The sequence below is a fragment of the Pseudomonas oryzihabitans genome, from assembly GCF_032027545.1.
Lineage (GTDB): Bacteria > Pseudomonadota > Gammaproteobacteria > Pseudomonadales > Pseudomonadaceae > Chryseomonas > Chryseomonas oryzihabitans_F.
This window is the reverse complement of record NZ_JAVSJB010000005.1, coordinates 193,806-218,484: the sequence shown is the minus strand read 5'-3', so window position 1 is coordinate 218,484 and position 24,679 is coordinate 193,806. Positions and strand designations below refer to the sequence as shown.

The 24,679-nt window shown below is 66.3% G+C and carries 26 protein-coding genes; 9 read left to right on the top strand and 17 right to left on the bottom strand.

Annotated features, from left to right (window positions below):
* Positions 1-140: 140 nt before the first annotated feature.
* Positions 141-2,540 (bottom strand): DEAD/DEAH box helicase, encoded by a 2,400-nt coding sequence (locus RND78_RS10530; RefSeq protein ID WP_312728499.1) that lies wholly within the window; start codon positions 2,538-2,540, stop codon positions 141-143.
* A 179-nt stretch (positions 2,541-2,719) separates the two neighbouring features.
* Between RND78_RS10530 and RND78_RS10525 the strand changes: the two genes are divergently transcribed.
* The 3 genes from RND78_RS10525 (at position 2,720) to RND78_RS10515 (ending at position 5,531) form a co-directional block, all read left to right on the top strand.
* Positions 2,720-4,081, top strand: coding sequence for a cation:proton antiporter (locus RND78_RS10525; protein WP_312728498.1), 1,362 nt, complete (start codon positions 2,720-2,722; stop codon positions 4,079-4,081).
* Positions 4,082-4,365: 284 nt separating this feature from the next.
* Positions 4,366-4,992 (top strand): PAQR family membrane homeostasis protein TrhA, encoded by a 627-nt coding sequence (gene trhA / locus RND78_RS10520; protein ID WP_312728496.1) that lies wholly within the window; start codon positions 4,366-4,368, stop codon positions 4,990-4,992.
* 164 nt (positions 4,993-5,156) lie between these two features.
* Positions 5,157-5,531, top strand: coding sequence for a septal ring lytic transglycosylase RlpA family protein (locus tag RND78_RS10515; protein WP_409457041.1), 375 nt, complete (start codon positions 5,157-5,159; stop codon positions 5,529-5,531).
* Positions 5,532-5,537: 6 nt separating this feature from the next.
* Here RND78_RS10515 and RND78_RS10510 read toward each other — a convergent pair whose 3' ends face one another.
* Positions 5,538-6,554, bottom strand: a complete 1,017-nt coding sequence (locus tag RND78_RS10510; RefSeq protein ID WP_312728494.1) for a GGDEF domain-containing protein — start codon at positions 6,552-6,554, stop codon at positions 5,538-5,540.
* A 249-nt stretch (positions 6,555-6,803) separates the two neighbouring features.
* On the opposite strand from RND78_RS10510, the gene RND78_RS10505 reads away from it, so the two are divergent.
* Both RND78_RS10505 and RND78_RS10500 read left to right on the top strand, forming a co-directional pair.
* On the top strand, positions 6,804-7,436 hold the full coding sequence (locus RND78_RS10505) for a DJ-1/PfpI family protein (protein ID WP_312728493.1): 633 nt from the start codon (positions 6,804-6,806) through the stop codon (positions 7,434-7,436).
* Positions 7,430-8,053 (top strand): glutathione S-transferase family protein, encoded by a 624-nt coding sequence (locus RND78_RS10500; protein WP_312728492.1) that lies wholly within the window; start codon positions 7,430-7,432, stop codon positions 8,051-8,053. The genes RND78_RS10505 and RND78_RS10500 overlap by 7 nt, the downstream gene beginning before the upstream one ends.
* Before the next feature lie 39 nt (positions 8,054-8,092).
* Here RND78_RS10500 and RND78_RS10495 read toward each other — a convergent pair whose 3' ends face one another.
* The 8 genes from RND78_RS10495 to RND78_RS10460 all read right to left on the bottom strand — a co-directional run bounded on the left by RND78_RS10495 (position 8,093) and on the right by RND78_RS10460 (position 15,042).
* Positions 8,093-8,440, bottom strand: a complete 348-nt coding sequence (locus RND78_RS10495; RefSeq protein WP_007160512.1) for a cupin domain-containing protein — start codon at positions 8,438-8,440, stop codon at positions 8,093-8,095.
* A 102-nt stretch (positions 8,441-8,542) separates the two neighbouring features.
* Positions 8,543-9,571, bottom strand: a complete 1,029-nt coding sequence (locus tag RND78_RS10490) for an ABC transporter substrate-binding protein (RefSeq protein ID WP_312728490.1) — start codon at positions 9,569-9,571, stop codon at positions 8,543-8,545.
* Entirely contained in the window at positions 9,562-10,698 is a 1,137-nt protein-coding gene (locus RND78_RS10485) for an FAD-binding oxidoreductase (protein ID WP_312728489.1), read from the bottom strand. The genes RND78_RS10490 and RND78_RS10485 overlap by 10 nt, the downstream gene beginning before the upstream one ends.
* Positions 10,695-12,056 (bottom strand): FAD/NAD(P)-binding oxidoreductase, encoded by a 1,362-nt coding sequence (locus tag RND78_RS10480; RefSeq protein WP_312728487.1) that lies wholly within the window; start codon positions 12,054-12,056, stop codon positions 10,695-10,697. Before RND78_RS10480 ends, RND78_RS10485 begins: the two co-directional genes overlap by 4 nt.
* Positions 12,053-12,343, bottom strand: coding sequence for a (2Fe-2S)-binding protein (locus RND78_RS10475; protein WP_007160508.1), 291 nt, complete (start codon positions 12,341-12,343; stop codon positions 12,053-12,055). Before RND78_RS10475 ends, RND78_RS10480 begins: the two co-directional genes overlap by 4 nt.
* A gap of 17 nt (positions 12,344-12,360) precedes the next feature.
* A complete protein-coding gene (locus RND78_RS10470; RefSeq protein WP_312728485.1) occupies positions 12,361-13,155 on the bottom strand; it encodes an ABC transporter permease in 795 nt (264 codons plus the stop codon).
* A gap of 4 nt (positions 13,156-13,159) precedes the next feature.
* On the bottom strand, positions 13,160-14,026 hold the full coding sequence (locus RND78_RS10465) for an ABC transporter permease (protein ID WP_160923395.1): 867 nt from the start codon (positions 14,024-14,026) through the stop codon (positions 13,160-13,162).
* The gene (locus tag RND78_RS10460) at positions 14,023-15,042 is read right to left on the bottom strand and encodes an ABC transporter ATP-binding protein (RefSeq protein ID WP_312728482.1); all 1,020 of its coding nucleotides are present in this window, start codon (positions 15,040-15,042) and stop codon (positions 14,023-14,025) included. Before RND78_RS10460 ends, RND78_RS10465 begins: the two co-directional genes overlap by 4 nt.
* Positions 15,043-15,281: 239 nt before the next feature.
* Here RND78_RS10460 and RND78_RS10455 point away from each other — a divergent pair, with 239 nt between their 5' ends.
* Complete coding sequence (locus RND78_RS10455; RefSeq protein WP_312728478.1) at positions 15,282-16,112, top strand: IclR family transcriptional regulator; 831 nt, start codon at positions 15,282-15,284, stop codon at positions 16,110-16,112.
* A gap of 5 nt (positions 16,113-16,117) precedes the next feature.
* On the opposite strand, the gene RND78_RS10450 is transcribed toward RND78_RS10455, so the two are convergent.
* A complete protein-coding gene (locus RND78_RS10450; RefSeq protein WP_184286285.1) occupies positions 16,118-16,585 on the bottom strand; it encodes an RNA methyltransferase in 468 nt (155 codons plus the stop codon).
* A gap of 96 nt (positions 16,586-16,681) precedes the next feature.
* On the opposite strand from RND78_RS10450, the gene RND78_RS10445 reads away from it, so the two are divergent.
* Positions 16,682-17,425 carry a class I SAM-dependent methyltransferase gene (locus RND78_RS10445; protein ID WP_312728472.1) on the top strand — a complete coding sequence of 248 codons (744 nt, stop codon included), beginning with the start codon at positions 16,682-16,684 and terminating at the stop codon, positions 17,423-17,425.
* A 139-nt stretch (positions 17,426-17,564) separates the two neighbouring features.
* Here the strand turns inward: RND78_RS10445 and RND78_RS10440 are convergent, their stop codons facing one another.
* Positions 17,565-18,323, bottom strand: a complete 759-nt coding sequence (locus RND78_RS10440; protein ID WP_312728469.1) for an SDR family oxidoreductase — start codon at positions 18,321-18,323, stop codon at positions 17,565-17,567.
* Between the two features lie 174 nt (positions 18,324-18,497).
* Between RND78_RS10440 and RND78_RS10435 the strand changes: the two genes are divergently transcribed.
* The gene (locus RND78_RS10435; protein ID WP_312728467.1) at positions 18,498-19,373 is read left to right on the top strand and encodes a LysR family transcriptional regulator; all 876 of its coding nucleotides are present in this window, start codon (positions 18,498-18,500) and stop codon (positions 19,371-19,373) included.
* Positions 19,374-19,514: 141 nt separating this feature from the next.
* Here RND78_RS10435 and RND78_RS10430 read toward each other — a convergent pair whose 3' ends face one another.
* From RND78_RS10430 to RND78_RS10415, 4 genes are all read right to left on the bottom strand, one after another.
* Positions 19,515-20,045, bottom strand: coding sequence for an REP-associated tyrosine transposase (locus tag RND78_RS10430; RefSeq protein WP_312728465.1), 531 nt, complete (start codon positions 20,043-20,045; stop codon positions 19,515-19,517).
* Positions 20,046-20,266: 221 nt separating this feature from the next.
* Positions 20,267-20,731, bottom strand: coding sequence for a GNAT family N-acetyltransferase (locus RND78_RS10425; RefSeq protein ID WP_312728463.1), 465 nt, complete (start codon positions 20,729-20,731; stop codon positions 20,267-20,269).
* 52 nt (positions 20,732-20,783) lie between these two features.
* Positions 20,784-21,917 (bottom strand): GGDEF domain-containing protein, encoded by a 1,134-nt coding sequence (locus RND78_RS10420; RefSeq protein WP_312728462.1) that lies wholly within the window; start codon positions 21,915-21,917, stop codon positions 20,784-20,786.
* 318 nt (positions 21,918-22,235) lie between these two features.
* Positions 22,236-22,676, bottom strand: coding sequence for a BRO family protein (locus RND78_RS10415; protein WP_312728461.1), 441 nt, complete (start codon positions 22,674-22,676; stop codon positions 22,236-22,238).
* A gap of 170 nt (positions 22,677-22,846) precedes the next feature.
* Here RND78_RS10415 and RND78_RS10410 point away from each other — a divergent pair, with 170 nt between their 5' ends.
* Complete coding sequence (locus RND78_RS10410; RefSeq protein ID WP_312728460.1) at positions 22,847-23,272, top strand: transcriptional regulator; 426 nt, start codon at positions 22,847-22,849, stop codon at positions 23,270-23,272.
* Between the two features lie 281 nt (positions 23,273-23,553).
* On the opposite strand, the gene RND78_RS10405 is transcribed toward RND78_RS10410, so the two are convergent.
* Positions 23,554-24,600 carry a hypothetical protein gene (locus RND78_RS10405; RefSeq protein WP_312728459.1) on the bottom strand — a complete coding sequence of 349 codons (1,047 nt, stop codon included), beginning with the start codon at positions 24,598-24,600 and terminating at the stop codon, positions 23,554-23,556.
* Positions 24,601-24,679: the final 79 nt, after the last annotated feature.

The following is a 24,679-nucleotide window of genomic DNA, read 5'->3' as shown; positions in this document are numbered from 1 at the left end:
AAAGCCGCGCAGCGTTTTCCACTGGCCGACTGCCTCGACCGGTGGATAAGGCTTCGCCGTTATCCAGGCTACGTGGCTGATCGCGGCCATGGGCCGCTCCTACGGTTACCGCGGTGCCTGGGGCGGCTTGACCGCGCGGGCTAGCGGCCGAAGCGTCCGCCGCGGCGTTCGCTCCGTCCCTGGCGGCGTTCGCCCTTGCCTTTGCCCTGGCCTTGCTCCTGGCTACGTGGCCGCCGCCGGCGTGACAACTCGCGGGTGATGGCTTCGTTGAGCAGGCTGCGATGCTCTTCACCGCGGGCCAGAGCCGGAAACAGCTCGGGCAGGCTGCGCGCCAGGTGCAGGTAGGTCTCCACCACGTGCAGGGCGCTTTCCAGGCCGGCGAGATCGGTGCCCAGGGGAATGCGCGGCAGGTCCACCGGTTCGCCGCGGGCGACGCTGCGCAGCCAGCGTTGCGCCTGTCCGCTGGCCGGGCCTTCCAGGCCGCCACGGATCGGCGTGCAGGCGAAGATCCAGCGCAGTTGGAAGTCGATACCGGGCAGGTCGATCAGTTTGATCCATTCCGCCAACTCGTCCGGCAGCACCGAGACGAAGGCATCGCCGTAGTTGATGTTGCGGTTGAAGGTCAGCCAGCTGCGCAGCAGGCTGGGCTCCTGCATGAAGTCCGAGAGGGCGCGCAGGTGTTCCAGGCTCGGCCGCACCTGGAACTGGTGCAGGTCCACCGGATCGTCCGGGCTATGGAACAGCCGCTTGATGTTGCGCAGCACATGAGGCGCCAGGGCGGTGATCTCGCCCTCGGCATGGTGGCCGAAGCGGCCGGCGCGGCCGCCGATCTGCTTGACCTCCTGCACCCGCAGCGGTCGGTTCTCTACCCCGTCGAATTTCTCGTCGGTGTAGAAGCACAGGGTATGGGCGGGCAGGTTGAGGCCCATGCCCACGGCATCGGTGGCGACCATGATCTCGGTCTCGCCTTCGCGGAAGCGCCGGGCCTGTTCGCGGCGGACCTCCGGCGAAAGGGCACCGTAGACCACCGACACCCGGCGCCCGGCCATTTCCAGCATGCCCTTGAGTTCCAGCACCACGCGGCGGCTGAAGGCCACCAGCAGCGAGCCCGGCTCCAGTCGCTCCAGGGTGGTGGCATGGCGAGCCACCGTCACCGGCGACAGGCGCTTGGTGGGCCTGATTTCCAGGCGGTCCTCGCACAGTGCGCAGAGGGTGCGCAGCGAGGGTTCGATCAACGCCGGGCCGGTCATCAGCAGGCGCTTGGTCTGGGCGCTGACCAGGGCGTCGACCCAGGCCCAGCCGCGTTGCGGATCGGCCAGCATCTGTACCTCGTCGACCACCACCACCTCCCACTGCTGGCGTCGGAAGCGGGCGAACTCCTCCACGGTGCAGCAGAAGTGGGTGGCGCCAGGGCGGATGATCTCTTCCTCGCCGGTGACCAGGGAGCAGGGCACCCCGAGGGATTCCAGGCGCTCCTGGTTTTCCAGTGCCATCAGCCGCAAGGGCGACAGGTAGATGGCATGGGTGACCGCCGCCATGGCCTCGATGGACCTGTGGGTCTTGCCGCTGTTGGTCGGGCCGAGCAGGGCGGTCCAGGTACGGGTGAGGCGCCGGGCCGGATAGTTCTGGTGATACTGGCCGAAGCGCGGGTTGTGTTCCAGAAGTACGGCGAAGGCCATCTTCTCGCGCTGCTGCTCCACCGCCTGGCGTAGCGCGCGGCGCAATTTGTCGGTCTCAAGGCGCAACAACTCCTGCAGGCGGGGTGTGCCCAGCTGGTGCAGGTCGAAGTCCAGGGCATCGGCTTCGCCCACCAGCACGGTGAAGCGGGCGCGTAGCTCCTGCTCCGCGTCGGCCTTGAGCGCCACCACATCGGCCTCGCTGAGCAAACGCCCCTGGTTCGCCGCCAGGCGCCGGGGAATCTCCAGGCGAATGTCGTCGTGAACCAGCACCACGCTGAATCTCAGCTCGTGGCAGGTTTCGTTGAGGACGTCCGTCACCCGCGACAGGAAGTCGTCCAGCCGGATCAGCGCCTGGGGCACCCGTTCCAGCACGCGCTGGCGATCCTCGTCCACCATCTCGGCGAAGGGCTGCTGCAATACCTTGAGGCGTTCGCGCACGGCTTCGCCCAGGCGCTGCTGGACCGCTGTCTCGAAGGCGGTGGGCGAGTCGCTGTCGGCCAGCCCCAATGCCCAATGAGGCTCGAGCAATTCACTCGCCGCGCCGCCGGTGAAGAGCTTGGTGCCGCCGAAGACGTCCACTGCATAGCCGAAGGTCTTGCCGGCGCCGAGCAGGGCTTGGCCGAGCAGGCTGTCCGGATCGGGCGCGCTGCCGGCAGCTACCGCGGCGGGCTCGTCGAGGCCCAGCCAGAAGGCCTTGGCGATCCGCCCAAGGTGCGGCAGGGGATAGCCCGCATAGGGCTTGATCCACTGTTCCTGGTGCTGTTGCTTGGCGACGAACGCCGGATGGGTACGGCTGGCCCAGTCGAGGAAACGCTGCAGACGGTCGAGACGGCGTTGCTTGCGGAGGCGGTGATCGCTCATGCGTGAGAAGGCTTTCCTGGGGAGCTATAGGGCATGGGACCCCAGCCGGGGCTCCGGGGTCACTGCCGGGCGCACCATTCGGCAGACCGGGGGCACCGCGGCGGCATTGCCGCAGTCTCCATCATGAGAGTGGCGTTCGTCACTCGCTCTTCGTCTTTCGTTCTGGATCACGCGCTCTCATGACTTTTCTCGTCTGGGTTGGGGTCTTGGGATCGCTGTTGATGATCCTCGCCCTGACCTCTGCCTACCTGCGCTGGCTGCCGGTGACCACCTCGGTGGTCTGCCTGGGCTTCGGCATGCTCATCAGCCCCATCGGCCTGGGGTTGGCCGAGGTCAATTTTCAGGCCTCGGCGACCTGGATTGGCCACCTCACCGAGGTAGCGGTGCTCTTCTCGCTGTTCGTCAGCGGCCTCAAGCTGCGCCTGTCTTTCCATCGTTCCTCCTGGCATGGCGCCTATCTGCTGGCCGGACCGGTGATGGTCCTCAGCATTGCCGGTGTTTGCCTGGTCGCCCATTACCTGCTCGGCCTGCCGTGGGGCGTGGCCCTGTTGATCGGTGCCATCCTGGCACCTACCGATCCGGTGCTGGCCGGGCTGGTGCAGGTCAACCACGCCCAGGATTTCGACCGGGTGCGCTTCGGCCTCTCCGGCGAGGCCGGGCTCAACGACGGCACTGCCTTTCCCTTCGTGCTGCTCGGCCTACTGCTCCTGCAGCACGGTGAACTGCAGTGGGGCTGGACCCTGGAGTGGTTCCTGAAGAGCGTGGTCTGGGGCGTGCCAGCGGGTCTGCTGCTGGGCTATGCCATGGGCAAGGGCGTAGGCCGGTTGATGATCTACCTGCGCACCCGCCATGGCGACAGCACCATTTCCCCCAACGATTTCCTCGCCCTGGCGCTGATCGCCCTGTCCTATGTGCTGGCCGACGAGATCGGTGCCTTCGGCTTTCTCGCGGTCTTCGCCGCCGGCCTCGGCCTGCGTCAGGCGGAGGTCCAGACCTCGGGCCATGCGGAAACGCCTTCCGAGCACCTGGCGCAACCGGTAATCGGTCATCTCACCGGGTCGCCGGAGCGCGCCACCGTGGCCAAGGCGGAAGACATCGAAGAACCGCGGATGGCCGCCGGGGTGATGATGGGCGACATGCTCGCCTTCGGCAGCCTGGTGGAGCGCTCCTTCGAGGTGCTGCTGGTGACCCTGCTCGGTGTGGTGCTCATCACCCACTGGGACAGCCGCGCGCTGCTGCTGGGCGCCTTGCTGTTCGTGGTGATCCGCCCGCTGGGGGTGGCGACCATGCTGCCCTTCACCCGTATCGATCGTCATCAGGGGGCGCTGATCGGCTGGTTCGGCATCCGCGGCATCGGTAGCCTGTATTATCTGTGCTACGCGCTCACGCACCAGGTCACCGCCGACTGGGCCGGGACCATCGTCGACCTGACCCTGTCGGTGGTCGCCCTGAGCATCGCGGTCCATGGCGTGTCCATCCAACCGCTGCTCGACCACTACGAGCGCCTCACCGCCCGTCGCGAGCGCTCGGCCAGACCCTGAGTCGGCCCTTGCGCCCTCGGTCAGGCTCAGTACGAGAGGTGACTACGCGCGGTGATGTTTCCTTGGAAAACCACCCGGATCGCCAGCCCGGCCTGGGCGCCCCGGTCGCAATGGTCATCTACCGCTCGTAAACTCGCAGGCGAGCGCGGTCCGTTACGCTTCCTCAGCGTTTGCTGCGCTGGCACTCGCCCTGCGGGCAAGGCTTCGGCTGTTGCTCCCGTTGGTCGTCATGCCGCGCCTGACCTTCGCTCATCGACTTCTCATCCACAACCCAAGGAGGACGCATGTACCACGGCGAACGGCTCAATGCCTGGACCCATCTCATCGGCGCCCTGCTGGCCCTGGCCGGCGCCATCACCCTGGTGGTACTGGCCAGCCTGCAGGGTGATCCCTGGCGCATCGTCAGCGTCACCATCTACGGGGCGGCGCTGGTGATCCTCTATAGCGTTTCGACGCTCTATCACAGCGTGAAGGGGCGGGCTAAACGCCTGCTGCAGAAGCTCGATCACCTGTCGATCTACCTGCTGATCGCCGGCAGCTACACGCCGTTCTGCCTGGTGACCCTGCGCGGCCCCTGGGGCTGGACGCTGTTCGGCATCGTCTGGGGGCTGGCGCTGATCGGCATGCTGCAGGAGATAAAGCCGCGCTCCGAGGCGCGCGTCCTGTCGCTGGTGATCTACGCCACCATGGGCTGGATCGTGCTGGTGGCGGTCGGTCCGCTCAAGGCCCAGCTGGGGGAGGTCGGCTTCGCCTGGCTGGCGGCGGGCGGAGTGCTCTACACCGTCGGCATCCTGTTCTTCGTCTTCGACGACCGCTTTCGCCACTGGCATGGCATCTGGCATGGCTTCGTCATGGCCGGCAGCGCCCTGCATTTCGTGGCCATCCTCAAGTACGTGCTGCCAGCGCGCTGACCTGGGCGTGAGGCGTGCATCACAGATGGGAAGGCCATTGGCCAGCTCCGCCGAACCTCTCGGCGCCTGGCCCGCTCAGAGCTAGACGCTCGACCCCCTGCGTTGCCTCCCCAGAACGAAGAAGAAGAGGAAGGTGAAACGTGCTCCTCCGTTCCCGCTATCTGATGTTGCTGCTGGTGCTCGCCTGCACCGCCTGCCAGGAAAAGGACGCCAAGACCGTCGCGGCACCCGTGAAGAAGGAAGCGAGCTTCGAACAGCGCGGCAAGGCGTCCTTCTATGCGCGCAAGTTCCATGGCAAGGAAACCGCCAGCGGCGAGACCTTCAACAACAACGAGTTGGTCGCCGCCCACAAGACCCTGCCGCTCGGTACCAAGGTCAAGGTGACCAACCTGGAGAATGATCGCGCCGTCATCGTACGTATCAACGACCGCGGGCCCTACATCCGCGGGCGCATCATCGACCTTTCCCGTGCCGCCGCACGGCGGGTGGACATGGTCGAGGACGGCACCACCCCGGTGAAGGTAGAGAAGCTGGAGTAGGGTGCCTCAGGAAGACCAGACGACCCTGTCCTTGCCCTGGCGCTTGGCCTGATAGAGGGCTTCGTCCGAGCGGCGCATCAGCTCGGTGATGGGTTCGCCCGGATGCGCCTGCGTCACCCCCGCGCTGAAGGTGATGGCCTGTCGTGGGCGGCGTGCCAGGCGCGTGCGCAACTCGTCCAGCAATCCGTCCAGTCGCGCCTGGTCGACACCCTGGGCGAGGATGCCGAACTCCTCGCCGCCGAGCCGGCCCACGCTGAGCACGGGATCGAGGTGGCTGATTTCATCGGCCAGGGCGATCAGGACTTCGTCACCGGTCTGATGGCCCCAGAGGTCGTTGATGGCCTTGAAGTTGTCGATGTCGAGCATGGCGAAATGGCAGGGCGAGTCGCGGCTGATACGCACCGCTTCCTCCAGCTGCGCCAGCAACTTGCGCCGGTTGGCGATGCCCGTGAGGGCGTCCGTTTCCGCCATCAGGCGGTAGCGCTCCTTGAGGGAGAAGGTGCGCCGCATCCAATGGCTGTTGACATAGTTGTAGGCGATACCGATCGCCAGTGTCACTCCGACCAGGATGGCGACCAGCTGTCCAGGCATGGTGGCCGGCGCCAGTCGATCCAGGCCGATGAACAGGATCAGCCAGGATCCGGCCAGGGTGATGAGATAGGCGCTGATGCGATAGGTCATGCCGCAGGTGCCCAGGGTGATGAGCAGGGCGATCGGCAGATTCCAGTAGTGGCCGAGTGGACCGCAATCGTTGATCTGGACGCGAAAGGCGAAGGCGATCACCCAGATGTTGCCGGTGAAGGCCAGGCTCATCAGCCGCGCGCTACGCGCTCTGGCGAGCAGGAGGACGGAGCACAGCAGGAGCACCAGTATCCCAAGGTAGCGCAACTGGTAGGGATCGGCGATGAGGGGATTGCTCACCAGGCTGAGCGGCCAGATCACCAGCAGCAGCGGCTGCAGCACCAGCAGGGGTATGCGGAATACCCTCTTGACGTGGCGCTCGTAACGGATTTCGTCGTCCATGGAAATCTCTGATACCGCTCGTGAAAGGTTTGACCGTGCGGGGCTGGGTGACCAAGGCTATCGACGCCCCCAGCCATTTCTTTAGTGGCTAGAAGCCATTATTGCCATTTTCTTCGCCGCGTATGCACTGATCTAGAGCGGTTTTTGTCGGCCGCTTCAGGCTGTATGGGTGCCTGGACGCCACGCTGTATCTGGTCCGCGGGAGGGCCTGCGCGGAGAATCCGGGCTTTCCTGTCGCGGAGCCATGCCATGCACCTCGCCATCCTCACCTTCGACGGCTTCAACGAACTGGATTCGCTGATCGCCCTGGGCATCCTCAATCGCATCAAGCGCCCGGGCTGGCGGGTCTCGCTGATGGCACCGACGCCCTGCGTGACCTCCATGAATGGCGTACGCCTGGAACGCCAGGCCGGCTTCGACCAGTTGGCGGATTGCGCTGCGGTGCTGGTGGGCAGCGGTGTCCGTACCCGTGAATTCGCCCAGGACAGGACGCTGCTGGAGCAACTGGCAGTGCTCGATCCCAAACGTCAGCTCATCGGCGCCCAGTGCTCCGGCACGCTGCTCTTGGCGCGGCTCGGCCTGCTCGACGGGGTACCCGGCTGTACCGATCTCACCACCAAGCCCTGGGTGCAGGAGGCTGGCATCGAGGTGCTGGCGCAGCCGTTCTTCGCCCGCGGCAACCTGGCCACGGCCGGTGGCTGCCTGGCTTCCAGCTACCTCGCCGCCTGGGCCATCGCCCGCCTGGTAGGACGCGAGGCCGCGGCTGAGGCCCTGCACTACGTGGCGCCGGTAGGGGAAAAGGAAGACTATGTGCAGCGGGCGCTTGGCAATATCGAGCCCTATCTCGTCCACCCACCGCTGGAGGTCGCCTCGGCATGCTGAAGATTCTCGGTCGCGTCTCTTCGATCAATGTCCGCAAGGCGCTCTGGTGCCTCGACGAACTGGGCCTGGGCTATGAGCGCGAGGATTGGGGCGCCGGCTTTCGCTCGGCGCAATCCGCGGAGTACCTGCAGTGGAATCCCAATGGCCAGATCCCGGTGCTGCTGGACGGCGACTTCGTGCTCTGGGAGTCCAACAGCATCCTGCGCTACCTGGCCAACGCCCACGGTGGCGAGGCGCTGTATCCCACCGCACCGCGCGCGCGGGCGCGGGTCGATCAGTGGCTGGACTGGCAGGCCAGCGAACTCAATCCGGCCTGGAGCTATGCCTATCTGGCCCTGGTGAAACAGCAGCCACCAGAGCCCGATCCGCAGCGTCTGGCGCAAGGCATCGCCGCCTGGAACGGACGCATCGCCATTCTGGAAGCGCACCTGGCGCAGCACGGCCCCTACGTGGCCGGCGAACACTTCAGCCTGGCCGATATCGTCCTCGGCCTGTCGCTGCACCGCTGGCGCAGCACCCCGATGGAGCGCATCGCGGCGTCGGCCATCGAGGCCTATCTCGAACGCCTGGCCACCCGGCCGGCCTGGGCCTGCTATGCGAGTGATGCCACGCCTTGAGCAGCCCGCCGGCGAGTACCGGCAGGCATCGCTTTCAGATCAGGCGAAGACGAAATACTTGCGCACCGTCTCGACCACTTCCCAGGTGCCCTTCATGCCGGGTTCGACGACGAAGATGTCGCCGGCCTTGAGGTGAATGGGTTCCTGGCCATCGGGGGTGATGATGCAGTAGCCCTCCTGGAAGTGGCAGTACTCCCACTTCACGTAGTCGACGCGCCATTTGCCGGGGGTGCAGATCCAGGTGCCCATGATCTTGCTGCCGTCATCGGAGGTGTAGGCATTGAGGTTGACGGTATGGGGCTCGCCTTCGATGCGCTCCCATTTGCAGGCATCGACCACGGGCAGGGGTTGGGTGTCGCGCAGAACGGTGATGGGCGGGTTGGCCATGGCGGCTCTCCTGGTGATGGAAGCCGCCAAGGGTGAGGGGTCGCCCCGGACCGGAGTTGTCCAGGGTCGACATCCAGCGGTGCGTTTGCGCTGTTCGAGCGACTAGCGCTCCACCTGCCGGTTCCAGCGCGCATTCCACTGCGGCCGCACCTTGTTGACCTCGTCCCAGTCGATGGTCACGGCGGTCTTCAGGTAGTTCTGCATGGCCTCCACCTGGCCGCGGGTCTTGTCGGTGGTGGGGGTGTTGGGATTGGACGGGATCTGGTCGCCCAGTTCCAGCGCCGGCGCCTGGGCCTCGGGGGTCAGCAGGTATTCCGCCAGTTGCTGGGCGAGCTCGGGCTGGTCGTTGTTGGCGGTCACGCATTCGGCCACGTTGAGCACCACGGCGCCTTCCTTGGGCGGCGCGTATTCCACCGGGATGCCCTTGAGCTTGAGCGCGGTGACCTGGGTGGGCGTGAGCGGGAACAGCGCCGCCTCGTCGGTCTGCACCATCTCCGAGAGCTTGGCCGAACTGGGGATGTACTCCAGCACATTGGGGCCGACGGTGGTGGGCCAGGCCTTGAAGCCGGGGTCGACGTCCTGCTCGGTGCCGCCCTTGAGGCGGTTGAACATCAGGAAGCCGTGCAGGCCGAAGGTCGAGGAGGACAGCGATTGGAACACCACCTTGCCCTTGTACTTGGGATCGGCGAGGTCCGCCCAGGAGGTCGGCGCTGCCCAGCCCTTGTCCTTGAACAGCCGGCTGTTGTAGGCCAGACCGGTCACGCCCAGGCTGACGGCGACGGCCTGGTCCTTGATCTTGGCCTTGTCGGGGATCTGCGCCAGGCTCGCGCTGGGCTTGAGCGGGCTGCACAGATTCATGCCGATGGCGCGGTACATGATGCCGTCGTCGAGAAACATCACGTGGATCGGCGGTTTCTGCGGACTGGCCTGGACCTTGGCGAGGATGTCCGCCGAGGTGCCGGGCACGATCACCACCTTGACGTTGTGCGCCTTCTCGAAGGCGGGCAGCACGCTGTCGGCATAGAGACGCTCCATGGTGCCGCCATTCATGCCGAGGTAGAGCGTCGGTTCGGCCAGGGCGGCCAGCGGCAGGCCGGCAAGGGCCACGAGCAGGGCAGGGGTCAAGCGCATGGGTGGGATCTCCTGGACTGGGAAGGGAAACGGGCGATGGAAAAGGCCTGCAGGCTGTGCCGGGGCGCGCCGTGCAGGATGCATTCGGCCAGGGCTTCACCCGCCGCCGGCCCGATCTGGAAGCCCGCGCCGGCAAAGCCGAAGCCATGCAGCAGGCCGGGGGTGGTGAGGCTAGGACCGAGCACCGGCTGGTGATCCGGCAGATAGCCCTCGACGCCGCTCCAGGTGCGGATCGCCTGGGCACCGGCAAGGGCCGGATAGAGTTCGGCGGCGTTTCTGAGGATGTCGAGGATGGCCAACTGGCCGGGGCGGGCGCGGTCGGCGTCGAGGGCGAAACCGCGCCCGCCGCCCAGCACGCAATTGCCGCGCGCCACCTGGCGGGCATAGATGCCGCCGCCTTCCACGCCGGTGCTGGCGGTCATGAATAGGGGCAGCGGTTCGGTCACCAGCATGGCCGGGTGGGCCGCGGTGAGGGGCACCGGCTCGCCGAAGCGGGCGGCCAGCTCCGCGGCCCAGGCGCCGGCGCAATTCAGCAGCCAGGGCGCGCTCAAGGTCAGGCCGTTGTCGGTGCGGAGCTGGAAGCGCTGACCGTCGTGCTCGACGGCGGTCACGGCGGTACGCTCGAAAATCTGCGCGCCGGCGCGCGCGGCGGCTCGGGCGAAGGCCGGGGAGACCAGCCGCGGATTGGCGTGGCCGTCCTCCGGGCAGAAGGAGGCGCCCACGGCGATGTCGCCGACCCAGGGAAAGCGCCGGCGCAATTCGCTCCGGTCGAGCAGTTGCAGGTCGAGGTCGAAGCCCTGGCTGGCCTGGGCATAGGCCTGCAGGGAGGCGAAGTCGGTGTCGCTGCGGGCCAGCTTGAGGTGGCCGGATCTCAGGTACTCGCCATCGGTGCCCAGCAATTCCTGCAGACCACCCCAGATGTGGTGCGCGCGACTGGACAGCGGCAATTGCACCAGCGGGCGTCCCTGGCGGCGTACCCCGCCATAGTTGACGCCACTGGCCTGGGCGCCGCAGAAGTTGCGTTCCAGCAGGGCGACGCGCTGGCCGCCCTGAGCCAGGAACAGCGCCGCGCTGCTGCCGACGATGCCGCCGCCGATGATCAGGACATCCACGTCCAACCGGCTCATGGCGCCAGCTCCACGCCGAAGGGCAGCGGCTTGATCGGCGCCTGGGCGCGCAACCGGCCGATCTGGTCCAGCGGCCGACCACTGGCGCGGGCGATCAGCTCGGCCGCCGCCGCGCCGCATATGCGGCCCTGACAGCGGCCCATGCCGACCCGGCAGGTGGCCTTGACTCTGTTGATCTCCCAATGGCCCTGGGCCACGGCGGCGCGGATCTCGCCGGCGCTGACCTGTTCGCAGCGACAGACCATCAGCTCATCCGGCGCCTTGGCGGCCCAATCAGTGGGGAAGGGGAAGGCGCGCTCCAGGCCCTGGCGAAAGACCTCTAAGCGGGCCAGGCGTGCTTGCAAGGCTTCGACCCGCGCCGCATCCACCGCCACGCCTCGGTCAGCCAGCAGACTCAGGGCCGCCAGCTCGCCCGCCAGTTCGGCGGCGTCGGCGCCTTGGATACCGGCACCGTCGCCAGCCAGGTAGACCCCGGGCTGGCTGCTGCGACCGCCATTGTCCCGCACCGGCAGCCAGGCGCGATTGAGCGGATTCCATTCGAAGTCACAGCCCAGCAGATCGGCCAGCTGGGTCTCGCTGCGCAGTGTCTGGCCGAAACCAAGGGCGTCGCACGCCAGTCGGTGCTCTTCGCCATCGGCAGCGCGCCAGCGCACGGTATGCACCCGGCGTTCGCCTTCGACGGCCAGAAGTTCGGCGCCCTGGTGCACGGGTACGCCGTGCAGCGCCAGCCAGCTGCGGTAGTAGAGGCCCTTGGCGAAGGTGGCCGGTTGACCGAGCAGGGCCGGGGTGGCCGCGGCCTGGTCGCGGAAGGGCGCGCTGTCCAGCACCGCCAGCGGCTTGGCCCCGGCCTTGGCGTATTGATAGGCGACGAGATAGAGCAGCGGACCGGTACCGGCCAGCACCGGGCGGCTGCCGATGGCGCAGCCCTGGAACTTGAGCGCTACCTGGGCGGCGCCCAGGCTGTAGACGCCAGGCAGGGTCCAACCCGGCACTGGCAGGATGCGGTCGGTGGCGCCGGTGGCGACGATCACCTGGTCGAAGGCCAGGCGATCGATATAGCGGCCCTGGCTGAGCGTATCCAGGGCGCTTTGCTCGGCATTCCACACCAGGGTGTCAGGCCGATAGTCCAGCGTCGTCTGCATCTCGGTCAAAGCGCCGTGCAGCGCCTGGGCCTTGCCCGCTTCGAAGCCGTACAGCGCCTTGCTCGGACGCTGGAAATTGCCCGGTTGCTGGCGATAGATCTGGCCGCCGCCGCGGGCGCTTTCGTCCAGCAGCACCGGCTCCAGGCCATGGGCGACCAGGGTCTGGGCCGCGCGAATGCCCGCCGGTCCGGCACCCACCACCACGACGGCGCTCACAGCGGCCGCCCTGGATCGCGGCTGACCTGCTGGCCCGCTTCGAGAAAGGTGGCGCAGGCACGCACCCGGCGGCCGTCGGCCAGGCGCACCCAGCAGTCCTGGCAGGCGCCCATCAGACAGAAGCCGGCGCGGGGTTCGCCGCCGAAGTCGCTGCCGCGCAGGTGATCGCTCTGGGTGAGGATGGCGGTGAGCAGGGTGTCGCCCTGCAGGCCCTCGGCCGGCTGGCCGTCGAGGGTGAAGGCCAGGGTCGGGCGGTCGCGTTCGGCCACCCGCTTGAGCAGTGCCATGGACGGGTCTCGGCTGTTCATTGTTTGCCCACCAGCACGCGATCCAGGCCATAGATGCGGTCGAGCAGGATCATGGTGGCCGCGGTCAGGGCGATCACCAGGGCCGACACCGCCGCCATCATCGGATCGATGGATTCGGTGGCGTAGACGTACATCCGCACCGGCAGGGTCTGGGTCGCCGGAGAGGTGACGAAGATCGACAGGGTGACCTCGTCGAAGCTGTTGATGAAGGCCAGCAGCCAGCCGCCGGCCACCCCGGGCAGGATCATCGGCAGGGTGATGCGGCAGAACAGCGTCGTGCGACTGGCGCCCAGGCTCTCGGCGGCCTGTTCGGCGCTGCGGTCGATGCCGATGGCGGCGGCGATCACCAGGCGCAGCACATAGGGGGTGATCACCACCACGTGGGCCAGCACCAGCCAGCTGAAGCTGCCATTCACCCCCAGCAGGGCGAATAGCCGCAGCATGGCCACGCCCAGCACCAGGTGCGGGATGATGATTGGCGAGAGGAACAGGCCATTGAGAATGCCCTGGCCGGGAAAGCGGTAGCGGGTGATGGCCAGCCCCGCCGGCACCGCGATCAGCGTCGCCAGGGTGGCCGACAGCGCCGCCAGCTGCAGGCTGTTGTAGAAGGCGGTGAGGAAATCCGCCCGCTCGAACACGGCAGCGAACCAGCGCAGCGAGAAGCCGGAAGTGGGTAGGCTGAGGGTGTTTTCCGGGGTGAAGGCCACCAGGCAGACCACCACCAGCGGCGCCAGCATGAAGATCATCACCAGGGTATGGAAGGCGAGCCCGAGCGGGCCGTTGCGGGTCATGAGGTCAGACTCCCAGGGCACGTTTGTAGCGGCGTTCCACCAGGCGATTCCAGCCCAGCATCACCAGCAGGTTGAGCAGCAGCAGGGCCACCGCCAGGGTGGCGCCCATTGGCCAGTTGAGTTCGGCCAGGTACTGGTCGTAGATCAGGGTGGCGACCATCTTCAGCCGGCGTCCGCCCAGCAGACCGGGAATGGCGAAGGAGCTGGCGGCCAGGCCGAAGACGATCAGCGTTCCCGACAGCACCCCGGGCATCACCTGGGGCAGCACGATGCGCCGCAGCACCGTCAGGTGACTGGCGCCCAGGGACAGCGCGGCCTGTTCGGCGGCGGGATCGAGCTTTTGCAGCGAGGTCCAGACCGGGATGATCATGAAGGGCAGCATCACGTGGACCAGGCCGACGATCACCGCGAAGGGGGTGTAGAGCAGCTTCAGCGGCCGGCCGCCCAGGGCCACGATGGCCTGGTTGACCAGCCCGTCGGCGCCCAGCAGCAGACTCCAGCCAAAGGCGCGCACCACCACCGAGATCAGCAGCGGCGTCAGCACCAGGATCAGGAAGATCGAGCGCCAGGGCGCGCCCATGCGACTGAGGACGATGGCCTCAGGCACCCCGATCAGTACGCAGAGCAGGGTGACCAGGGCGCTGATCCAGAAGGTGCGCAGGAAGATCTCGTAGAAATAGGGATCACCCAGCAGGCTCAGGTAGTGCGCCAGGGTGTAGCTGCCTTCCTTGATCCCGGTTTCGTAGTCGAAGACGTTGAAGGACAGCGCCAGGGTCAGCGCCAGGGGCGCCAGCAGTAGTCCGGCGAACAGCACTAGGGCCGGGGCGCTGAGCAGATAGGCGCGACCGGTGCCGCGCAGCAGGGTGCTCATGCTGCGGCCTCCGCGGCTTCCAGTCGCCGCAGCAGACCGTCGTCCCAGTGCAGCCCGACGCGCTGCCCTTCGTCCAGTGGCGGCAGCCCATCGTTGCTGCGCAGCACCGACACCTCGCCCAGCGCCGTCTCCAGGCGATACAGCCACTGGCTGCCGAGGAAGAAGCGGGTCAGCACCCGTCCTTGCAGACGCCCCTCACCGGCGGGGCGCAACTCGATCTTTTCCGGCCGCAGCGAGATCGCCAGGGCGCCGCCCGCGGTGATCTGTGGCCGACCCTGGGCATCCAGGCTGCCGGGCAGCAGATTGGCCTTGCCGACGAAGTCGGAGATGAATCTGTTGCGCGGGTGTTCGTAGAGCCGATAGGGCGCATCGACCTGGGTGATGCGCCCGGCCTCCATCACCACCACCCGGTCGCTGATGGACAGCGCCTCGGACTGGTCGTGGGTCACCATCAGGGTGGTGATGCCCACCTCGCGCTGGATGCGGCGGATCTCGAACTGCATCTCCTCGCGCAGATGGGCGTCCAGGTTGGACAGCGGCTCGTCCAGCAGCAGCACCGGCGGTGCTATCACCAGCGCCCGCGCCAGGGCGACCCGCTGGCGCTGGCCACCGGAGAGTTCGCGGGGATAGCGCTCGGCGTGCTGACCCAGGTGCACCAGGCCCAGGGCCTCCTCGACGCGCCGTGCCAGTTCGGCGCCCGCCACCTTGCGCATGCGCAGGCCGAAGGCGACGTTGTCGCGCACCGTCATGTGGGGAAACAGCGCATAGCTCTGGAAGACCACCCCGAGGCCGCGACTGGCCGGTTTGGCCTGGGTGATGTCCTGGCCGTCGAGCAGGATGCGCCCGCTGCTGACGTCGACGAAGCCGGCGATCATCTGCAGGGTGGTGGTCTTGCCGCAGCCGGAGGGGCCGAGCAGGGAGACAAATTCGCCGCGCTCGATGGCCAGGGTCGAACCGGCCACCGCGTAGCTGTCGCCGTAGCGCTTGCTGAGATTGTCGAGAGTCAGGAAAGCCATGGCCGCAATGCTCCTCCGGTCGCGCCCACGGGAGAGGTGGGCAAGGTTTTGGCAGGGCGAAAGACAGCCTGGATCTGGGACGTTGGCGCTCGCTCGACTGGCGGCGTCCGGTGATTGTGAGTATCGCCCTATGGACCTGAAGGTAAGGGCGACCTAGGATGCGGGACAAGCAGGTTTTTCACTGAATGAACTCTTTTTTAAGATTTATTCACTCAGTGAAATATTTTGGAGCGCGGTAGATGGAAGATTCCAGTGAAAGAAAGGCAGCGGCAGCTGAGGTAGGCGTCGGCGCCATCAGCCGGGTGTTCGCCGTGGTGCGTGCCCTGGGTGAGGGTGATCCCGAAGGGGAAAAGGTCACCCGCCTGGCCGAGCGCGTGGGCCTGTCGCAACCCACCACCCACCGGCTGCTGCGGGGCCTGGTGGAAGAGGGCATGGTCGAGCAGTGCGCCCGCAGCAAGAGATACCGCCTGAGCCTGGATTTCTTCGCCCTGGCGGCCCGCGCCGGCCAGGTCGGCAATCTGCGCGACCTGGCGCGGCCGAGTCTGCTGCGGCTGTCGGCCTCTCTGGGCGATTCGCTGTTCCTGCTGGCGCGCAGCGGCTTCGACGCCATGTGCCTGGACCGCAGCGAGGGGCCCTATCCGATCCGTACCTTCACCGGCGACATCGGCGGTCGCGTGCCCCTGGGCGGCGGCCAGGGCGCCCTGGCGATCCTGGCCTTCCTGCCCGAGGAAGAGCGCGACGAGGTGATCCGCTACAACCTGCCGCGGCTGCGCGATGCCCATCATTACGATGAGGTGCTGTTGCGCGCCGAGATCGACAACGTCCGCCAGCAGGGCTATGCCGCGCGCAACACCGGGGTGCTGGCCGGCATGGCGGGCCTCGCCGTCCCCATCCTCGACCGTAACGGCCGGGCGGTGGCCGCCCTGAGCGTGGGCACCCTGAGCGAACGCCTCAACCCCCAGCGCCTGCCCACGGTGATCGAACTGCTCCGCCGCGAAGCTGGGGTGATCGCCGCGCGCATCAACCCCTTCGATCCGGTCTTGCGCCGGCCGACCCAAGGGTTTGGCTAACAGCGTTAGAACAGCGGGCCGGAGCGGGTGTTATTGCCCTTCGCCAGGCGGTCATAGAGCACGACGTTGACCGTGGCCGCCAGATTCATGCAGCCCTGGGTGGGGATGTACACCACGTCCTCGCACCAGTCGCGCAGCTCCTGGCTCAGCGAACCGTCCTCCGCGCCGAACAGATAGAGCGCGCGATCGGGATGGGTGTATTCGGGCAGCGGCCGGGCGCCCTCCACCAGCTCCACCGCCACCGGTACGCACCCCAGCGGCAGGATGCGGCGCAGGTCGTCGATGTTGATCAGCGGGATGTCCTGGTGGACCTTCTTGGTGTCGGTGACGAAGTCCTTGGCGCGGTCGTAGCGGGTGCCGGTATAGAACACCGAGGCCACCCCGTAGCAACCCGCCGCCCTCATGATGGACCCGACGTTGGACGGCGACTTGGGGTTGCTCAGGCCGATGCAGGCGTATCTCTTGTTGCTCACGTCAGGGGACTCTCGGGAAAACCGCCAGTATAAGGGTCGGTGATGGCGAAAACCGACTAAGATGCGCGCCCGCGCCTCCAGCCCCGAGCCCCTGCGATGTCCGCCACCGCCCTCTACACCGACCTGTCGGCCTACTACGATCTGCTCTGCGCCGACATCGACTACCGGGCCCAGAGCCAGGCGGTGCTGCGCCTGCAGCGCCTGTTCGGCAACGGCGGCACCCGCCATCTGGACCTCGCCTGCGGCACCGGCCCCCATGTGCGGCATTTCCTCGATGCCGGCTTCCAGAGCAGCGGGCTGGACCTCAATCCGCCGATGCTGGCCCAGGCCGCGCTGCGTTGCCCCGAGGCCCAGTTCTCCTGCCAGGACATGTGCGCCTTCGAACTGGAGCAGCCGGTAGACCTGATCACCTGCTTTCTCTACTCCCTGCACTACAGCGGCAGCCTTGTACGGCTCCAGGCCTGCCTGACGCAGGTCCAGGCGGCCCTGACCGCCGGCGGCCTGTTCTGCTTCAACGCCGTCGACAAGCGCCGTATCGACAATGGCTCCAGCGTCGGCCACAGCATCGAGCGGGCCGATGGCCACTTCAGCTTCGCCTCCGCCTGGCACTACCCCGGCGAGGGCGAGCACCAGCAACTCCGGCTGCGCATCGAACGCCGCCACGCCGGCGAGCAGCAGACCTGGCAGGACGAACACCCCATGGTGGCGGTGGACTTCCCCGAGCTACAGGCGCTGTTGGAGCCACTCTTCGACGTCGAGATGTTGGAGCACGACTACCAGCGCATCGAGCCCTGGGCCGGCGAGGCGGGCAATGCGCTGTTCGTCTGCGTCAGGCGCTAGAGTCTGTTCAAAGTCTCGCGAGCTAGAGCCAAACAAGGCGAAAAGGCCTGAGGAAGCGGAGTTTACGAGTGGTAAATGAGCATTCCGAAGGCCTTTTCAACGCAGTTTGGCCGACGCGCAGCAGACTCTGTACAGAGTCTTAGTGGGCATGGGCATGCATCCCGCCGTCCACCGCGATCACATCACCCGTGAGGTAGCGCGCCAGCGGTGAGGCGAGAAAGGCCACCAGATGCCCCACGTCCTCCGGCTCGCCGAAATAGCCGATGGGAATGTGTCGGACGATAAAGGCCTGGCGCGCCTCGGGTGTCGGATGCAGCCGCTGCAGGATCTGCTCGGAATTGATCCGCCCGGGGGCGATGGTATTGACCGTGATGCCCTCGGCCGCCAGCTGACTCGCCAGCCCCTTGGACCAGAACTGGATCGCCGCCTTGGCCGCGCCGGCCGCGTTGATCTCGCGTGGCTCCATGCTTCCGCTGAAATTCACGATCCGTCCCCAGCGTCTTTCGCGCATCCCTCCCAGCAGCGCCTGGGTCAGGCGGCGGGCGGAGGCGAAGTTCAGGGCGAAAGCTTCCTCCCAGAGATCGTCACCCGCATCCAGGGGGAGGCTGCGATGGCCGCCTGCGGTGTTGACCAGGATATCCACCCGGCCCAGCCCTTCCTCGGCTTCCCGCGCCAGGCGCTGGACGTCCTCGGCATCGGCGATATCCGCCGCGATCACCAGCGGCTTTGGATGACCCGCTGCGGCAATCTCTTCGGCCAATTCTTCCAGGGCTTCCCGCCGGCGCGCGGTGATCGCCAGCCGAACGCCTTCGGCCGCCAGGATACGGGCGATGCCCACGCCTATGCCCATGCTGGCGCCGGTCACCAAGGCGGTACGGTCGTGCAGTTGCAGGTCCATGATCGATTCTCCAAGTCAGGGTCGTAGGGTGGAAAACGGCGCAGCCTTTTCCACGCGGTTGGCTGAGTACCGGAGCCCACCACTCCGCCACCTCATCCACGCCACTAGCCTCACCCACCACCCAAATGAGATAAACGCCCTCCCAATGCGAGGATTCCTTAGCAGGAGTGTGGAATGGATCTGCTCGACAGCATGCAGGTGTTCGTCGCCGTGGTGGAGCGCGGCAGCCTGGCCGCAGCGGCCCAGGCGCAAGGCATCTCGCCGACCATGGCCGGCAACCACCTGCGCGCCCTGGAACAGCGTCTGGGCTTGCAGCTCCTGGTGCGCACTACCCGACGGCAGCGGCTGACTACTTTTGGCGAGGGCTACTACGCCCGTTGCCGCGAGATCCTCGCCCTGGTCGCCGACACCGACCGCCAGGCCGAAACCCAGCGTCTGGCGCCCGCCGGCATCCTGCGCGTCTCGGCGCCGGTATCCTTCGGCACCTATGGCCTCACGCCGCGACTCGGCGAATACCTGGAGCGGCATCCCCAGGTTACCCTCGATCTGGTATTGAGCGACCGGGTGCAGGATCTGGTGGAGGAGGGCATCGACATCGCCATCCGTATCGGCGAACTGGCCGACTCCTCCCTGGTGGCTCGACCGCTGGCACCCTATGTGGTGTGGTGCTGCGCCGCGCCGGATTATCTGGCGCGCCACGGTACGCCCGAAGGCGTGGCCGATCTGCACAGCCACGACTGTCTCGGCATGGACCCCCGCGCCCTGGCCCAGTGGCGTACCCAGACCGGCGCCACCTTCGGCCCGCTGCCACCCGGCCGCCTGCACCTCAGCAACGGCCCTGCCCTGCGCCTGGCCGCCCTGCAGGGCCTCGGCATCATCCTCCAGCCGGCTTTCCTACTGCAGGACGACGTCGCCGCCGGCCACCTGGTGCGCCTCTTCCAGGGCCAGGAACTCACCCGGCCGCTGCATGCGCTCTATCCCCAGACGAGATGGCGCTCGGTGACGGTGAGAAGCTTCGTGGAATTCCTGTTGGCGGAATTCACCCCGTAGCGTGGAAAACGGCGCAGCCTTTTCCACCGACCACTCCAAGCTCCACCCCGTATCCACGTGGACAAGCTTTGCGTTGTCCACTCTACGCCCGCCTCCGGCTGCCTCCGTAGCATGGAAAACGGCGATAGCCTTTTCCGCGGGCTACTCTCCCCAACGTCCCGTCTCCACCACGAAATCCCCACCCCAATCCTCTGGATACAGTCCCTCCCGCACCGCTCGATGAAAGCTCGAATAAGGCCAGTCCTTCACCGCGTCGACGTGGCCATGCCTGACCGGATTGAAGTGGATGTAATCCAGATGACACTGGTAGTCCCGCTCGTCCCGTAGGAGATGCTCCCAATACCGTCGCTGCCACACCCCGCGCTCACCTCGTGCCCGCTGCGTCGGTGTACGAGCTTCATCTGCCGGCAAGCGTTTGGAAAACCCAAACTTGATCACCTTCCAACGCAGCGCAAAATCGGCATCTCCTTCCGGCAAGGTCCAGACGCAATGCAGATGGTCGGGCAGGGTCACCCAGGCATCGATATGGAAGGGATGGCGCAGCCGCGTCGCGTGCACCGTGTCGCGAAGCAGATCGATATGACGAGTCAGAAGATCGCTACGCCGATCCGCGAGGACGACAGTGAAGAAATAGGAGGCACCCGGTATACGGGCACGACGATAACGAGACATGGCAGCTCTTCCTTGAGCGAATGCAGAGACAGTAGCTCATTGCCCGTAGCATGGAAAACGACGCAGCCTTTTCCACTCATGTCTGCCAACGCGTTACCCGCTACTTCCGCGTGGACAAGCTTCGCGTTGTCCACCCTACGGTGTAGGCATCTGTAGCTTGGAAAACGGCGTCAGCCTTTTCCACTCGCACCCATGAAAGCCAGCCAAGTACAAACTCCGTATTATCCATCCTGTAGTGCCAACCGTTTCTCCATGAACACACTCAAGGGATCATCCCGATACCCACCAAAAGGTCCGCGCCGTTCGTAGCCCGCTGCCCTATACAACGCCAGCGCCTCAGGTTGGTAAGGACCAGTCTCCAGCATCGCCCGCTTGCATCCTGTCGTGACCGCCTCAGCCTCCAGCCCAGCGAGCAAACGCCTACCCAACCCCTGACCCCGCCCCGAGGGGCTCACGTACATCCGCTTGATCTCCCCGTAGCCCTCGTTGAGCACCATGGCGGCGCAGCCAAGCGCTCTCCCACGCTCGTCACGCGCCACCAGGAACAGCACCTTCGGCTGCATCAAGGATGCGAGATCCAAGGCATGACGACTCTCGGGTGGATAGAGCCCGTCCTGATAGGCGTCCAGTTCGGCGATCAGGGCGATCACCTCGGGCTGGTCGGGCGATTCGAGGGCGATGGGCATGGCGACTCCGCCCAGGCAATCGCTCAAGCCTAAGCGATCATCCCGTCGCCCTTCACCCCTTACTCAGCCGCACCCCATCGCGTCCGCCGCGCTTGGCCTCGTACAGCGCCCGATCACCCTGGGCCAGCAGGTCCGCCAGGCTCCGCGGTGGCTGATCGAACAGCACCGCGCCGATGCTCAGGGTGACCCGCTCGGGGGTGGCGAGGCGCTGGGTCGCCAGCAGGCTGAAGCGCTCGCGCAGGCCGTCCGCCAGGGCTACCACCTCGGCATGGCCCATGCCGCCCAGCAGCGCCACGAATTCATCGCCGCCCAGCCGCGCCGCCAGCGAATGACGGGGCAGGGCGCTGCGCAGCAGTTCGCTCAGGGCGATCAGCAGGCCGTCGCCCGCCGCATGGCCATGCAGGTCGTTGGCCAGCTTGAAGTTGTCCAGGTCGATCAGCAGCAGGGCGCCCGGGCACGCGGGCGTCGCCATGCCGAGCAGCCGGGGCGCCTCCGTCTCCAGGGCGCGCCGGTTGTGCAGCCCGGTCAGCGGATCGCTGCCCGCCAGGCGCTCGATGCGCTGCTCGCGGCGATAGCGCACCGTGCCGGTCATCGACAGGGCGATCAGCATCACCGCCATCACCCCCTCCACCAGGGACACCTGGATGATCGCCCCGCGATAGGACTCCAGGTTGAGCAGGGCGCCGGGCATCAGCGGCGGGATCATCTTGGCGAAATAGAACGAGCCGTGGCCCAGCAGCACATAGCGCAGTTGCCGCTCGCCGGCATGGCGCCGTCGCAGCAGCAGGCCCGCCCGTACCGCCAGGGTGCCGATCAGCGCCGACTGCACCACCAGCAGCACCTTGGACCACCAGGGCTCGTTCGGCAGCAGCAACAGCCCCAGCCAGAGCAGCGCGAAGGCCCACCAGCCCAGGCTCAGGCGGCGCCCGGTGAAGCGTGCGACACCGAGGAGAAACAGCCCATGGACGAAGACCAGCAGGCCGTTGGCGAACCAAATCCCCACCAGCAGGAATCCCTGGCTGCGCAACAGGGCGAGCACGCAGCCCACGCCGATGAGGGCGAACCCGGTGCCCCAGTAGACCAACGCGGACTCGCGCACCGAGCGCCATTCGATGGCCAGGTAGCCAGCCGCTGCCGCCGCCAGGGCGATGGTGATGGTCAGGAGAGTAGGGGCATCGAGGGCCATGGGGGAGGCGGACCTTTGCAGCGTGCAACGAATACCGGAGCCTGCCCGACGTGCCGTCGAGCACGTAGCGGACAAGGAGAGACCTGGCGCAGGCTGCCAGTTTACCGCGGTCGGGCGCCCTGTCTGACGTCCGATAGGCTAAGATGCCCCGTGGAAAGCCACCAGGGGGCAGGTTGCAAGCGCAGCCGCTGAAGGTTATCGGCCAGACCGATCCTGTCTTGAGGGCAGCAGCAAGAACGCGCCGTCGCCGAGACGACACCCGTGCGCTGGGTGATCGGCAGTTCGAGCAAGGTCCCAGCCGCGGGGTGAGGACTCCGCTCAATACCCCCGGTTGAGCCGCAAGCGCGGTCCGATCGCCTCCGCGACGTCGGCGAGCTTCACCCAGTACTGGTCACGCCAGCACAGCCGGCTCAGCGGCTGGCCGTCCAGCAGCAGCCGGCCTTCGCCGGGCTGCAGGAGGCGGCCGAGGAACAGCTTCAGGCAGTCGCGCCTGAGCCAGTCCTCGAACGGCCCGGCGCGCTCGCTGGTGCTGCCGATCAGCAGGCGCAGGGTGTTGGGGAGATCGATCAGCAGGGTTGGCCGCTCGCCGAGCCCCTGGTGCACGCCGTCGCGCTTGCAGTGACGGCGCACGGCTTCCAGTGGGTCCGGGTAATCCAGCAGCTTGGCGACATCGCGGCAATCGAACCACAGCTGCCCATCGAAGAACTGATAGACCCGCAGGGGACGACCCGCGAAATGCAAAAGATGGGGCGTGGACATTCCCTGATCTCCGTCTCTAGGCACCATCGCTGGGAACGCAGCCACCGAGCGGCCGCTGCCCACCACAGGACCCTCATGGTCCTCCTACCGCCTGGATGAAATCATGAATTTCAATTTTTCCGCAATCGAATGTTCAGTCCAGGCTGGAAGCGGACTTTAACGTCCGCCCCATGAACGACAAACTCGACTTCGCCCAGCGTCTGCGCTCCGCCATGCTCGCGGCCGGCTACCCTGACCGGCCCGCGGTGTTGGAGCGCGAGTTCAACTCCCGTTACTGGGGACGCTCCGTCACCTTCCAGGCGGTGTCCCGCTGGCTGGGTGGCAAGTCCATTCCCGCTCAGGACAAGTTGCAGGTACTGGCCCAGTGGCTGCACATCGAACCCCAGGTCCTGCGCTACGGCGAACAGGCCGTGGCGAACGTGCGCGAGCCAAGGGGCAACTGGGCGAAGCCCGAGCACTATCCCGAGCGCGAAGCCATCGAGGCCTTCCTCAACCTGCCCGACGAACAGCGCAAGGTGGTACGCGACGTCATCCTCGCCTTCGTCAAGGCCGGCCCCAGCCAGCCGAACGCCAAGGGTGGCAAAGGGAAAGAGTGATCCCGCGCCACCGTGCCGCGCCGCCTTCAACGATAGGCTCCCACGACAACCTGCCCACACCGCAACGGCACCGGCCGGGCCTCCTAGGCGAGTGACGGGAGCGCTCTCCCGTAGCGTGGAAAACGGCGCAGCCTTTTCCACTCGCACCCAGTCCCGCGTGGCCAAGCTGCGCGTTGTCCACCCTACGCCCGCTCAAGCCGCTCGCTGAACGCTCTCGCCCGCCCCTGGCCGAGGGCTCAAGCCTTCACTCTCACGTCGGCAAGGGCTGGACCTGGATTCCTCTAGGGCTTCACCAACGCCCGAATCGCCGTGGCCGGCAACCGCGCCGTGCCGCCATCCGCCAGCCGCAGCACGAAGGCCTCTCCTAACGACCAGACCACCTGCACATCCTGCAGCACGCATTGGTCGTTCGTAGGCAGCACCTTGGCCTGTTCCTTGGCGCAATAGGACGCATCCAGCACGATGGCCTTGGCCTGGTAGTTGCCCAGGCCCAGCGTCTTGACCATGGTTTCGGGCAGGGTGGTAAGCACCCCGCTATAGCCGGCTAGAAAGAGCGCGAAGAACAGGGAAAACATCAACGCTGCATTCCAGCCGGCGATGAAGATCATGGAGGTCATCGTCACGACGAAAGCAATGGCGAGGGGCGCGGCGCAAAGCGTCGCCCATTTGGTGAAGAGAGGCCACTCGTTCACCAGTGGATAGGCCTTGCCTAGCATCCATACGATGAAGTAGCCGACGGCCATAACGGGAACATACGCCTGCCAGACGAACTTCAAGAAGCTGAAAGACTGCAGCTTGAAAAGCCACTGGACGACGATACCTGCCAGTAGCGTGATAAGTACGGGAGCCAACAGAGAAACGCCTGGGAATAGCTCTGGGTCAATGAAGAATAGAATAATTGCATCGCTCAGCCCTATTAGTAGATAAGGCACAAAGAACACCAGTGCCATCAATAGCATGAGTTTGCGAAAGCGTCCTTCACCGCGATAGGGAAGTGCATAGTTGATGTCTTCCTTAATCGCCGGCGTATTGATGAATCCGTAATAGACCCAGGCGCCTGGCAGGAAGAGTGCAGCAACGAAGGCGCCAATGGTCAGGAAGCCCAGGCAGGCGGCCGCCAGCAGCAGCGACGAGAACTGGAAGAGATCGAAGCTGGGATAGAAGTGGTTACGGGCGAAATAGGCCAGGAACATCCCGAAGCCGAGAGTTGGCGGTAGCACCTTGGCCAGCAGCGAAGCATGACGCCGCAGGAAGGTACCGGAGAACTCGAGGATGAAATCGAAGACGGCATCCGTGTCGGTGGCGGGTTGGTCGGTCCAAAGGGGCATGGGTCGTCCTTGAGTCCAGTAACACCTGTAGCGAGGTATCAGACTTAAATTAGGGTAGAAAATGGAGCAGCCTTTTCCA

What these genes read in the sequence shown, in the direction of transcription:
- RND78_RS10485 (WP_312728489.1), bottom strand. Translation starts at nt 10,698, where the DNA reads ATGAGCCGGTTGGACGTGGATGTCCTGATCATCGGCGGCGGCATCGTC.
- trhA (WP_312728496.1), top strand. Translation starts at nt 4,366, where the DNA reads ATGTACCACGGCGAACGGCTCAATGCCTGGACCCATCTCATCGGCGCC.
- RND78_RS10430 (WP_312728465.1), bottom strand. Translation starts at nt 20,045, where the DNA reads ATGTCTCGTTATCGTCGTGCCCGTATACCGGGTGCCTCCTATTTCTTC.
- RND78_RS10465 (WP_160923395.1), bottom strand. Translation starts at nt 14,026, where the DNA reads ATGAGCACCCTGCTGCGCGGCACCGGTCGCGCCTATCTGCTCAGCGCC.
- RND78_RS10440 (WP_312728469.1), bottom strand. Translation starts at nt 18,323, where the DNA reads ATGGACCTGCAACTGCACGACCGTACCGCCTTGGTGACCGGCGCCAGC.
- RND78_RS10510 (WP_312728494.1), bottom strand. Translation starts at nt 6,554, where the DNA reads ATGGACGACGAAATCCGTTACGAGCGCCACGTCAAGAGGGTATTCCGC.
- RND78_RS10415 (WP_312728461.1), bottom strand. Translation starts at nt 22,676, where the DNA reads ATGTCCACGCCCCATCTTTTGCATTTCGCGGGTCGTCCCCTGCGGGTC.
- RND78_RS10530 (WP_312728499.1), bottom strand. Translation starts at nt 2,540, where the DNA reads ATGAGCGATCACCGCCTCCGCAAGCAACGCCGTCTCGACCGTCTGCAG.
- RND78_RS10525 (WP_312728498.1), top strand. Translation starts at nt 2,720, where the DNA reads ATGACTTTTCTCGTCTGGGTTGGGGTCTTGGGATCGCTGTTGATGATC.
- RND78_RS10500 (WP_312728492.1), top strand. Translation starts at nt 7,430, where the DNA reads ATGCTGAAGATTCTCGGTCGCGTCTCTTCGATCAATGTCCGCAAGGCG.
- RND78_RS10460 (WP_312728482.1), bottom strand. Translation starts at nt 15,042, where the DNA reads ATGGCTTTCCTGACTCTCGACAATCTCAGCAAGCGCTACGGCGACAGC.
- RND78_RS10495 (WP_007160512.1), bottom strand. Translation starts at nt 8,440, where the DNA reads ATGGCCAACCCGCCCATCACCGTTCTGCGCGACACCCAACCCCTGCCC.
- RND78_RS10435 (WP_312728467.1), top strand. Translation starts at nt 18,498, where the DNA reads ATGGATCTGCTCGACAGCATGCAGGTGTTCGTCGCCGTGGTGGAGCGC.
- RND78_RS10475 (WP_007160508.1), bottom strand. Translation starts at nt 12,343, where the DNA reads ATGGCACTGCTCAAGCGGGTGGCCGAACGCGACCGCCCGACCCTGGCC.
- RND78_RS10410 (WP_312728460.1), top strand. Translation starts at nt 22,847, where the DNA reads ATGAACGACAAACTCGACTTCGCCCAGCGTCTGCGCTCCGCCATGCTC.
- RND78_RS10425 (WP_312728463.1), bottom strand. Translation starts at nt 20,731, where the DNA reads ATGCCCATCGCCCTCGAATCGCCCGACCAGCCCGAGGTGATCGCCCTG.
- RND78_RS10505 (WP_312728493.1), top strand. Translation starts at nt 6,804, where the DNA reads ATGCACCTCGCCATCCTCACCTTCGACGGCTTCAACGAACTGGATTCG.
- RND78_RS10445 (WP_312728472.1), top strand. Translation starts at nt 16,682, where the DNA reads ATGTCCGCCACCGCCCTCTACACCGACCTGTCGGCCTACTACGATCTG.
- RND78_RS10455 (WP_312728478.1), top strand. Translation starts at nt 15,282, where the DNA reads ATGGAAGATTCCAGTGAAAGAAAGGCAGCGGCAGCTGAGGTAGGCGTC.
- RND78_RS10470 (WP_312728485.1), bottom strand. Translation starts at nt 13,155, where the DNA reads ATGACCCGCAACGGCCCGCTCGGGCTCGCCTTCCATACCCTGGTGATG.
- RND78_RS10420 (WP_312728462.1), bottom strand. Translation starts at nt 21,917, where the DNA reads ATGGCCCTCGATGCCCCTACTCTCCTGACCATCACCATCGCCCTGGCG.
- RND78_RS10515 (WP_409457041.1), top strand. Translation starts at nt 5,157, where the DNA reads ATGTTGCTGCTGGTGCTCGCCTGCACCGCCTGCCAGGAAAAGGACGCC.
- RND78_RS10490 (WP_312728490.1), bottom strand. Translation starts at nt 9,571, where the DNA reads ATGCGCTTGACCCCTGCCCTGCTCGTGGCCCTTGCCGGCCTGCCGCTG.
- RND78_RS10405 (WP_312728459.1), bottom strand. Translation starts at nt 24,600, where the DNA reads ATGCCCCTTTGGACCGACCAACCCGCCACCGACACGGATGCCGTCTTC.